This window comes from Acidimicrobiia bacterium (genome assembly GCA_029210695.1).
Classification (GTDB): Bacteria; Actinomycetota; Acidimicrobiia; order Spongiisociales; family JAHEDJ01; genus JAHEDJ01.
The window spans coordinates 11,258-22,154 of the sequence record JARGFH010000057.1 but is presented as its reverse complement, the minus strand read 5'-3'; the positions used below and the strand labels follow the sequence as shown (position 1 = coordinate 22,154).

General features: G+C 63.9%; 9 protein-coding genes. All 9 read right to left on the bottom strand.

All coding sequences use genetic code 11. From position 1 onward, the window contains the following. Window positions 1-60: 60 nt before the first annotated feature. Window positions 61-789, bottom strand: coding sequence for a hypothetical protein (locus P1T08_15105; GenBank protein MDF1597405.1), 729 nt, complete (start codon window positions 787-789; stop codon window positions 61-63). Then, complete coding sequence (locus P1T08_15100; protein MDF1597404.1) at window positions 786-2,171, bottom strand: HAMP domain-containing sensor histidine kinase; 1,386 nt, start codon at window positions 2,169-2,171, stop codon at window positions 786-788. Before P1T08_15100 ends, P1T08_15105 begins: the two co-directional genes overlap by 4 nt. Before the next feature lie 130 nt (window positions 2,172-2,301). Further along, entirely contained in the window at window positions 2,302-2,742 is a 441-nt protein-coding gene (locus P1T08_15095) for a hypothetical protein (GenBank protein MDF1597403.1), read from the bottom strand. Beyond that, a complete protein-coding gene (locus P1T08_15090; protein ID MDF1597402.1) occupies window positions 2,739-3,605 on the bottom strand; it encodes a ParA family protein in 867 nt (288 codons plus the stop codon). The genes P1T08_15095 and P1T08_15090 overlap by 4 nt, the downstream gene beginning before the upstream one ends. Window positions 3,606-3,886: 281 nt before the next feature. Continuing rightward, window positions 3,887-5,230, bottom strand: a complete 1,344-nt coding sequence (locus P1T08_15085) for an SAM-dependent methyltransferase (protein ID MDF1597401.1) — start codon at window positions 5,228-5,230, stop codon at window positions 3,887-3,889. A gap of 148 nt (window positions 5,231-5,378) precedes the next feature. Then, window positions 5,379-7,394: a multicopper oxidase domain-containing protein gene (locus tag P1T08_15080; protein MDF1597400.1), complete on the bottom strand. Its 2,016-nt coding sequence runs from the start codon at window positions 7,392-7,394 to the stop codon at window positions 5,379-5,381. Between the two features lie 225 nt (window positions 7,395-7,619). Beyond that, the gene (gene glgB, locus P1T08_15075; GenBank protein MDF1597399.1) at window positions 7,620-9,485 is read right to left on the bottom strand and encodes a 1,4-alpha-glucan branching protein GlgB; all 1,866 of its coding nucleotides are present in this window, start codon (window positions 9,483-9,485) and stop codon (window positions 7,620-7,622) included. A 159-nt stretch (window positions 9,486-9,644) separates the two neighbouring features. Further along, entirely contained in the window at window positions 9,645-10,061 is a 417-nt protein-coding gene (locus P1T08_15070; GenBank protein MDF1597398.1) for an Hpt domain-containing protein, read from the bottom strand. Between the two features lie 344 nt (window positions 10,062-10,405). Beyond that, window positions 10,406-10,768, bottom strand: a complete 363-nt coding sequence (locus P1T08_15065; protein MDF1597397.1) for an endonuclease domain-containing protein — start codon at window positions 10,766-10,768, stop codon at window positions 10,406-10,408. Window positions 10,769-10,897: the final 129 nt, after the last annotated feature.

Genomic DNA, 10,897 nt, shown 5'->3' with positions numbered 1-10,897 from the left:
CCAACAGTGGGTATTCCCTCTCAGGAGGTGGGGAATTTCAGTGAGCAGGTCTGGGGAGTTTCAATGAGCGTGGTCAACGGTGGTGGTTTCGAACCCTGGGTCGGTGAATCCGCTGCCGGCTCCTTCGATTTGGTCGATGGCTACCTGCACTCCGGTTTCAGGGTTCGTTACTGCGACTGTGATGGTGGCCTTCTCAGGGAGGTCGAGTTGTTTGATCCGGTAGGTCAGGTAGGCGACCGGGAATCCGGTGAGGTCGACTGTGCGGGAGAGTTGTGAACCGTTTCCGCGCAGTTCGGCGACCGGATCACCGGCCGCGGTGGTCGTGGCTTTGATAGAGCCTTGGGTGGGACCGTCCGCTTCCGGGGATTCGGTCCAAGGTGAGGTCCAGTCGTGGGAGCCGGCAGTGCCATCAAACGTGCCGGACTCGAAGTTGTCTGACGCGATGAGAGTGAGCGCCCTGGCAATGACCGGGCTCTGGGTGGCTGTGGGAGTGAGTACGTCGGGAAGGTCGGTCGCCAGGTCGAGGTCGACGAGTGTCTGGCCGGTGCCGTTGTAGATGGAGTACTGATAGGTGATGAGGTCACCCGTTTTGACGGCTCCCTGGGGGTCTGCGGTCAGTGAGATTTCGAGTCCGGGAGTGTCGGCGTTGGCATCGATGAGGGGAAGCCCGACGACCACGAGGAGGAATGCCATCAGCCCCAGACCGAGCCGCCGGGATCGTTCCACCAATGACCGGACGACTGCCGCCCGGCGATCGCCTCGTGTGGCATGAGGAGTGATTGGGTTCATGTTGGAATGGTCTCTGAGATGAGATCGTCAAACGGTCCTGCCGCCGCTACCGACTCGGCTAGTGGCATCGTCACAACAAAGCGAGTGACCCCGTCGGTGCGCTCATAGGAGACGGAGCCAGACATGCCCTCGGCGAGCTGGCGCACAATCGAGAGCCCGAGTCCGACACTGTCCTTGACGGCGGTCCGCTCGTCCTGATGAATGAACCGCTGGAAGACTCGTTCCTCGAGTTCCCTGGTCAAACCGGCACCGTTGTCGGCCACGACCAATTCGTAGCTCCGGCCGATGACCCGACCCTCGATCCAGACTTTGTTCCCGCCGTACTTGCGCGCATTGGAGAGCAGGTTGCGGAGGATCTGGCGGAAACGAAGGTGATCGGCCCGGATGACCCCCGGCGCGCAATGAGTGGTCGCCTCGAAGTTCGCTCGCCGCATCGGCTGGAGGACCTCGCTCACCTCGTCCGGTACATCGACATCCGAGAAGGCGTAGGTGAGGGCACCAGCATCGAGACGAGCCGTCGTGAGAAGATCTTCCACCATCCGACCCAGATCGGCCGACTCCGACACGATCATTCCAACGAACTCGGCGGCCACCTCGGAGGACTGCACGACCGGGTCGTCGTCCAACAGCATGGCGAGTCCATGAATACCGGTGAGGGGCGTGCGAAGTTCGTGAGACGCGTTGGCGATGAACTCCTCACGCGCCTGAGAGAGCCTCCGTTCGGCATCGAGGCGGGCTTCGAGTTCGGCCTGGCGGCGGGCGCGGCTCGACAACCGTTGGTAGACCAGGATGATTGCGCCCGGAATGAGGAAGGCAACCAGGAACCTGGAGAAGTTCCCAACCGTGACCAGGAAGTCGTCGGAGGCTGCAACGCTCACGCCCAGTCCATCGCGCACGCCGACCAGCACCACCATCAGTTCCTCGAACGAACGATCCAGCGATGACTCGGCCAGCAGTTGGGCCGAAACGGAATCCCGGTCTGCCAGCGCTTCGATGATCAGAAGGCTCGCCTCCTCAAATCCTGTGACCACCGGCCCCAAAATCCCAGGGAGATCGAAACTCTCACCTTCCCTCTCCAAACCGGCCAGACCGGCGGCCATGTCCCCCAGTGCCTGCTCGGCTTCCGACAACGACACCGCCCGCGCTTCGAGCGAGTTCGTGCCGAACTCCCGATCGACCGCGGCCATGTGCACGGCGAGAGCAAGTTGCGCACGTACCACCGTGGCCGATCGAAGGGTCTCGTCGGCACTGTGCAAGGCGGCGGCCGCCCTGGTGATCCGCTGACTACCCCAGGCGGCACTGAAGACGATGCCGGCCACCAGCAAAAGGATGAGACCGGTGCCGATCGTGATGAGAAGCGGGCGGTCCCGGCGGGACCTCACAGACGTGTCACCGCGGCTGCGACGAGTGCGACGAGTTAGGGAAGTTGCCGACCGGTTCACCCAGTACTTGTCGGCAGAAACATCCAGAAAGCTAAGGAAGAATCAGCCATTTCTCTACTGCTCAGACAGACTAGTTACTCTTTAGTAGCTTCAAGAGGGCCGCTGCGACCGCCGAACGGGAGGACCCGTGCGCAGCCGCCAACTCATCGAGGATGCGAACTTCCGCGTCGGTGAGGTAGAACATGTGAATCATCCGACCGTTGCTCGTCGGCGACCGGTGGGCGAAGGGCACCGGATCCCCGGCGAACCAGGAGGCGTCGACACGCTGGGAATGCTCGCGATAGGCGACCCGGAGCAGGTCCGACAGGGTTAGTCCCCGGTGTTCGGCCGCTGCGACCGCCCATCTGCTGATGCCGGGATCCAGCGAAACGTTGACCCGACGCTTGCGCCGGGCCACCTTTGGGGCCGCCGGCTTCCGGACGGTTCGTTTCTGCTCGGCTCGCGGCAGCCTAGGAGCCGGTTCCCGCCCCGGGGCCGCGCTGAATCCACTGAAATCGAGTTTCTCGGTCATGCGGCGCTCCAGGGATCGGCAGCCACCGGAACTGTTCGGCGACCGTACTCCTCGAGTATCGCTTCGGTGATCTGCCGGTAGTCAGCGGCCAGGCCGACCACCGACCCCGCCAGGCGCCGGGCGCCCGGAGCGCGGGTGGCTTCGTCGTACTCATGGGCGAGCATACCGAGGCGCCGCATCTCTGAAGAGGCTCGCCGAGCCTGGCGAACGAAGCCTTCGAAGACGGGGGCAATCGATGACAGGCGTTCCTCCAGCATGCCCCGCGTTTCGGCCAGCAGCCGGGTGTCCTGGGCGGCGAATTCGAACAGGACCACCCCCAGCAGACGCAGGTCGGGATTCACGGTGGAGCGTACCGCAGCGAACTCCCGAGCGACCCTGGTCAAGCCTTGCATCGAGGCGAGATCGCGGCGGGTGGGGACGACCACAAACGCAGCGGCGGCGAGCATTGTCTGGAGGACAATGCCACCCGTCGGAGGGCAGTCCAGCACGACGAGGTCGTAATCGTTCGCCAGAGCGGACAGCGGCCGCCTGACGGCTTGCAGCCGGTTGCTCGTGGCATCCCGGGCGACCCGTTCGACGAACTGATCCAAGGCGGCGCCGCCGGCCACCACATCGAGATTCGTGCGCACTGCCTGAATCGGCCTGGGTCGGCGTTGGTGGATGATCGCTTCGATCAGTTCGCGGCCGTCGTCACCCTGGTCCGTTCGGTCGTAGCCCAGGTCGGCTCCCAGGTTGCCCTGCGGATCCAGGTCCACAGCCAGCACCCGCCACCCGGACGCGGCGGCCAGGCCTGCGAAGTTGGCAGTCAACGAAGTCTTGCCGACACCGCCTTTGCCGTTGGCGAATGCGATCACGTTATGCATAGCACGTTCATCTTGTGGACAGTCATGTGGATGTCCCTATGGCCGGTCATAGGAAGTACATCGGCGGAGGATTCGAGACCTTGAGGATTCCTTCCGGCGTCGCCGGGTGCGAAAGACCCGCTCCCCTGCCGAGCCCCCCTACCCCCGCCCCTCCGGGGCGGCGGTACTTTCCCCCCAAGGGGGGACCGACGATTACATTCGCTCCCCCCTTGGGGGGAGTACTTCGGATCCACGGGATCCGAAGGGAGGGGGGCTGGAGAGACCCAGACCCGACCGGCCACTCATCCGACCCTGGCCACCAGCACCCGGAAGTCGCCCAGGCCGCGGGGGTTCAGCAGCGTTTCAGCCTCGTTCTTGCGCGACCGGATCTTGAGCCGCTCGAGTGGGTCGCCGTGGCGGGCGAGGTCGAGTTCCCGGCGGCGAAGTTGCGAGAGCCGCTCGCGCAAGCCGAGTGAGGAGAGGAACTCGTCCTGGCGGTGATACTCGACGTCTGCCCCGCGGTCGGCGGCAAGCGCCTGCAGCGCCGTGAAGTTCACATCGGAGGTGATGTCGGTCTCGCCGGGTGCGTCGAGCGGATGCGGTCCGACGTGATGAGCGCGGTAGGTGCGGAGCGTCCCCTCGGTGCGGCGGGGTTCGAGGTTCTCGGCGGTGTCGCCGTAGTCGATCAGGAGGAGCGCACCGTGGTCGAGTTTGCCGAGCGCCATCGCCAGCCACTGCGCGGCGGCGATCTGCACCTCTACGAAGCCATCGACCGGACACGGCCCGGCGAAGCGGTCGCACCAGTCGACCACCTCCGGGCGGGCGGGCGCGTCGACGAGGACGAGCTGGTCTCCGTCGGCACCGACCCAGCGTTCGCGCCAGCCGTCTTCCGTGCGGACCGCGACGGCAACCGGGAGGTTGTCGAGCAACTCGTTAGCGATGATGACCCCCGTGAGGTGGTCGGGAAGTTCGTCGAGGGAGGAAAGAACACGGGACCGGGGATAGGGGGGCTGTCGGTCCCCCCCCTGGGGGGAAAGTACCGCCGCCCCGGAGGGGCGGGGGTAGGGGGGCTGTCGGTCCCCCCCCTGGGGGGAAAGTACCGCCGCCCCGGAGGGGCGGGGGTCGGGGGGCACTCGGTCCCCCCCCTGGGGGGAAAGTACCGCCGCCCCGGAGGGGCGGGGGTAGGGGGGCACCACCGCAGCCAGCGCCTCTCGCGCCATCGGGGATGCTTCGACTGTCCAGACGTCGATCGGAGCCGTGAGTGTGTCGAGAAGTGGTTTGAGGAGGGACCCTGATCCGGCTCCCACCTCGACGAGGTGGAAGAGCGCCCCCCTACCCCCGCCTCCGGCGGCGGCACCTTCCCCCCGGACGCTCGCTTCGCTCGCTGGGGGGACCGAATCGCCATCGGCCGCAGTTGAGAGGACTCGATGCCACTCTTTCTCGACGAAAGCTGCCAGCGTCTCGCCGAACAGCGGGCTGACTTCAGGGCTGGTCAGGAAGTCGCCTGCCTTCGTGGAGCGCAACTCCCCCGTCGAGAAGAACCCATGTTCGGGGTCGTACAGAGAGGCCGACTGGAACTCCTCAAACGGGATCGGGCCGTGCTCCGCGATGCGGGTCAGCAGGATCTCATTGAGTGGCGGCGCCATCCTCCAAGGATGGACGCCCAACCGCCGCCCGGCAAACGCGAACTTGCGCCAAAGAAGTGCGCATGGCGCACCGAACTGACGCAAGAGCGGGGTTGACGTTGGGGGGCCGCCCAGATGGGCGGCCCCCTGTCAACGGTCGGAGTGGTTGCTAGGCGCCTGGGCCCACGTGGAGCACTCGCATCATCTCGTGGTCCTCGTGGGACAAGATGTGGCAGTGCCAGACGTAGCGACCGGGCTTGTCGAACGTTGCCTTGATCCGCGTGACCTGGTCCGGCAGTGCCGTGACCATATCCTTCGGTGCGTTTTCGACGTACTCCTCTCCTGGATCCACAAGAGCGCCGACCTCGATGTTCTCCAACCGGAACCCGTTGCCGAGCAGTCCGTTGTGTTGAACGATGGGCTGCACGACCACATCGGCTGTGAACTCTCGGCGATCGAGCACCTCGAAATGCACAAGATGCAGATGCACCGGATGTGCATCGCCGGTGGCGTTGTAGATCTCCCAGATCTCGGTGGAACCGAGAGCCGGGTTCTCCGTCGTCTGGCTGTGCCAGGCAATGGCGCCCTCCATCTGTCCGACCAAGCCCGCATTCACATAGGGCGGAGTGTCCGGCCAGTTGATCGGATTCCCCAGATGATCAGTAGCGGGTTCTGCCGTGCCAAGCAGCGGCTGCAGCCGCCCGAACTCGTCCATACCTTCAAAGAGTGCAACCTTGCGTGTTCGCACGGACGGCGCGGTCACCCCGCTATAACCGCCGACCAACGTCGGCTCGAAGTTGTCCGGCACGTTCGGGTCCAACGGCTGGTTGACATCGAAGGCCATGATCCGGTCGGTCTGCCGATCGGGGAAGAAGTCCCCGAGATCGAGGTCTTCTCCATAATCACCTCCGAACGGTGCATCACCACCGATGTTCGTGAGGACTATGCGGCTTCCCACATCGAGTCCTGAGAAGTCGAAGACGACGTCGTAGCGACTGCCGGGCTCGCTGACCAGCGTATCTACCTGAGTCGCCGAAGAGGCCAACCCCTGATCGCTGCCAATGACCCAGAAGGGGATCGGCGCACTGGCGCTCGATAGATCGGTGGCGCCCGGTGCCACCGCTCGGAACTGGAACACCATGAACCGGCTGTCGGTTCCGTTCAACAGCCGCATCCGGTAGTGGCGCGGCTCGACATCTTCCTTCGGCCAGATAACACCGTTGACCACCATATGGTCGCCGAAGAACTCGGCCAGGGCGGTGGGTCCGCCACCGGGGAACAGATCGGGCGGAAGAATCGCTCCCTCGCCGGTGATGAAGTCGTCGTAGAACGGGTCACCCGGGAACGCCGGATAGAAGAGGGACCCGTCGGCGTTGAACATACGATCCTGGATGGCGTAAGCCTTCTCGTACGGCCACGCGGGTAAACCGAGCGGGTTGTCCGGCAGCCCGGTGTCGAACTCATCACGCAGGATGTAGAACCCGGCTAGGCCCGCATAGACATTCAGACGGGTGATGCCCAGTGCATGGTCGTGATACCAGAGAGTCCCGGCAGGCTGATCGTTCTTGTACGTGTAGGTTTTGTCGCGCCACTGCGGTCCCCTCACTCCGTATCCCGGACTGAAGAAGAACTCAGGGTTGCCGTCGAACTGGAAATCGGTGTGCCCGCCATGCAGGTGCGAGACAATCGGAATCCCCGAGTTGTCGATGTCGTATTCCTCATAGCCGTGCAAGGAGTAGGCCCAGTGCAGCGAGGTGTCCACCGGCAACAGGTGCTCGATGAACGAGCCATCCGGGTTCTGGAGCTTGTTCTCCCACTTGACCTCAACCGGCTCACCGCTCTGGAGCTCGAAGGTCCGGCCCGGCCAGGTGTACCCGCCCTCCGGCGTTCCGTACCCGAACAAGGGTGTCGGCAGTGGGTTGCCAAGATCATCGACGAGCCCCGTGTACTGGGTCGTGGGCCCAACCGCTACCTTGATTCGACCCTTCTTCGGCGCATACTTGAAGCTCGGCGCCATCGCATCCGGGACCGGGTTCACAAACTTTGGCTGGAAAGCCGGGTCGCTCAATCCGGGGGCTGCCGGGGTCGCTCCCGCAACCCTCATCCACCCGGACTTCGTCGATATGTACAGGCCCGCCCCGGCGGCTGCACCCATCTTCAGAAAGTCACGTCTCGTTGTCTGCACAACTGCCTCCCATATCGTGCGCTCGTTCGAAATCCGGCGCGGCAAAAGGGATGCACTGAAGACCGTCGTTCATCATGCGCGAAGTCAACGGTGCCTCCCCGTACCGCAGCCATGGCTCCTCATCTGGAGGAACGTAGGAGGGAAAATAACACAGCCGCCCGGAACATGTCGCTGAAAGTGGGTGACACTGCGGAGGAGGCCTTATCGGCGCTCGGAGGAGTAGATCTAGCCGGACGGCTTCAAGAAGATGGCCGCCAGGGGTGGCAAGTTGACCAGGATCGATCGGTCACAGCCATGCCAGTCGATGTCCTCGGCCGGGACCGGTTGGTTGAGATGGTGTCCACTCCCCCAATACCGGCTGTCGTCGGAGTTGAGTATCTCCACCCATTCCCCACCGACCGGGACACCGACCCGATAGCCGGTCCGCGGGACGGGTGTGAAGTTGAAGATGCACACGACCGGATGCCCGTCGATGTCCTTACGGGCGAACGCCAGGATGCTGCGTTCCCAGTCGCCACCTTCGAGCCAGGCGTAGCCGCGTTCGTCGGTGTCCAGTTCGTAGAGCGCAGGCACGTCCCGGTGGAGAGCACCGAGGTCGGACACCAACTGCATGACGCCACGGTGCGATTCGTGCTCGAGCAGATGCCACGGGAGGCTCCCGTCGTGGTCCCATTCGGACCGCTGGGCGATCTCGGCACCCATGAACACCAGTTTCTTGCCGGGAATGGCGAACTGATAGGAAAACAACAGTCGCAAGTTGGCGAACTGTTGCCAGGTGTCACCCGGCATCTTGGAGAGCAAAGAACCCTTCTCGTGCACGACTTCGTCGTGACTGAGCGGCAACACGTAGTTCTCTGTGAAGGCGTAGATCGACCGGAACGTGATCTCGTTGTGATGATGCGAGCGATGGACCGGTTCGTTGGAGAGATACGACAGCGTGTCGTGCATCCATCCCATATCCCATTTGAAACCGAATCCGAGACCACCGATATATGTGGGGCCGGACACCATCGGCCAGGCCGTCGACTCCTCAGCGATCATCTGCACGCCCGGGAAGTTCCCGTAGACCTCCTCATTGAGCCTGCGCAGGAACCAGATCGCGTCGATGTTCTCGTTGCCGCCGTATTCGTTGGGGAGCCACTCGCCGTCCTCGCGGGAATAGTCCAGGTACAGCATCGAAGCAACGGCGTCGACCCGCAGCCCGTCGGCGTGGAAGAGGTCGAGCCAGAAAAACGCGCTCGAGAGCAGGAAACTCCGCACCTCATCCCGGCTGTAGTTGAAGATGAACGTTCCCCAGTCGGGGTGAAACCCCTGGCGCGGATCCGCGTGCTCGTAGAGATGTGTCCCGTCGAACCCGGCCAGGCCGTGACCGTCCACTGCGAAATGGGAAGGCACCCAATCGAGGATGACCCCGATGCCGGCCTGGTGCAGCTGGTCGACCAGATACATGAAGTCAACGGGATTGCCGAACCGCGCCGTCGGCGAGAAGAACCCGAGTGTCTGGTATCCCCACGAACCCGCATACGGGTGTTCCATCACCGGCAAGAACTCGACGTGCGTGAAATTGAGGCTGGTGATGTGATCAACCAACTGGGGGGCGAGTTCTCTGTACGTCAGCGGCTGCCCGTCATCGTGCCGCATCCACGAGCCCAGGTGCACTTCGTAGATGGACATCGGTCGATCGTGGGCGGCGGTCCGCTGCTCCATCCACGCTGCGTCGCCCCACTCGTACTCCAGCAAGGTCGCGCGCGAGGCCGACTTCGGTGGCTCCTCCGCCCAGAAGGCGAACGGGTCGGCCTTCTCGAGAGTTGCTCCCTTGCCGACCCCGAGGTGGAACTTGTAGGAAGCGCCGGATTCGACACCAGGAACCATGGCCTCCCAGATCCCGGACGAGGCGCGCGCCACCATTGGACTCGCCGCCGGATCCCATCCGTTGAAGTCACCGACCACAGACACGTACTCGGCGTTCGGTGCCCAGACGCGGAACATAGCTCCGTCCGGGGTGAGGTGACATCCGAGTTTGTCGAACAAGCGCGTATGTGAGCCCTCGTTGAACAAATAGAGATCTACGTCGGACAGCTCGAGTCCCATAGAGGGCATTATCGACGAATCCACCGGGCGGGCGGTCAGAAGGCGGGAACTCTGCGACCCGGTGCGCGGGCCGGTGCGAGAATGGCGGCTGGAAGAGGTGTCACTAGTCATCACCGCCAGACTAGGCGAAGGAGCTGCAGTGCGGTCCGGCCAGGACGGTTAGCTCGCCACCTCGAAGGGCTTCATCAGGGTCATGCCCTCCGTAGCCCGGCCACATTCGGCTCCGAACCGCGCCAGGAGATCCACGTCCGGCGTGAACCCATTCCTGGCAATCGCTTCGATCTCTTCTGCCAGGTCGCCGAGTGCGGGCGCGCCGAGCATCCGGGCCGACGACTTCAGCTTGTGGGCGGCCGCTTGCACTGCGTCGGCATCGTTGATGCGGGTTGCCGAGACGATGACTCGCCTTCCGTCGGCCAGATCCACGAGGAACATCTGAACGAGTGACGCCATCAATTCGAGGTCGTCAACCTCGAGCGCCGCCCCCATTGCCTCGAACGTTGCGTACTGAAGGGTGTCCACCGGACGCGCTCCCGCGCCGTTGCCGTCAACGGACGCATCATTCGGATCGGCTTCCATTTGGACCTCATCGAGTCGGTTCGTGTGAACCAGTCGGCGCCGTGCCGCGGAACATAAGGAAGGTCAATAGCTCCGCGCCAAGAGCCCCCCTACCCCTCGCCTGTCGGCGAGCGGTACTTTCCCCCCAAAGGGGGGACCGACCAGCCCCCCTACCTCCGCTTCCTACTCCCCACCGAAGGGACCGACCCGTGCATTCGCTCCCCCATAGGGGGGAGTACGCCGGATCCGCAGGATCCGGGGGGAGGGGGGCTACCCGAAACCGGTCTTCCCCCAGAGCCCCCCTACCTACGCCTCCGCTCCGCGCCGGCGCAGGGACCTTCCCCCCTCCGGGGGGACCGACACTGCTACTCGGTCAGGTCGAGGTCTTCGAGGTAGTTGCGAATCGCGCCGAGCACGTCGTCGAGTTCCGTGGTTACTTCTCGGTTCGTGAATCGGAGCACCCGGAATCCTCGTACGCGCAAATACTCGTCACGGGGCCCATCGCGTTCGTCCCAGTCATGGTGCGGGCCATCCACCTCCACAACGAGACGCCGCAGCAGACACACGAAATCCACGATGAACGGTCCGATCGGTTCCTGGCGGCGGAATCGATGCCCGAGTTGCCGCCTGCGGAGCGCTGCCCACAGCGTCTTCTCAGACACCGTGAGGTCATCCCGCAGTTCTCGCGCTCGTTCCTTGGCGAGTCGGGTGGCTTGCTCCCGATGCATGTGCTGATCATGAGCGAGAACACGTGCGCTTGGAAGACCCTTGTTGAGGAACCCCCCTACCTCCACCTCCGCTACGCTCCGGCGCAGGGACCTTCCCCCCTGCAGGGGACCAACCCGCGACCCTCGACT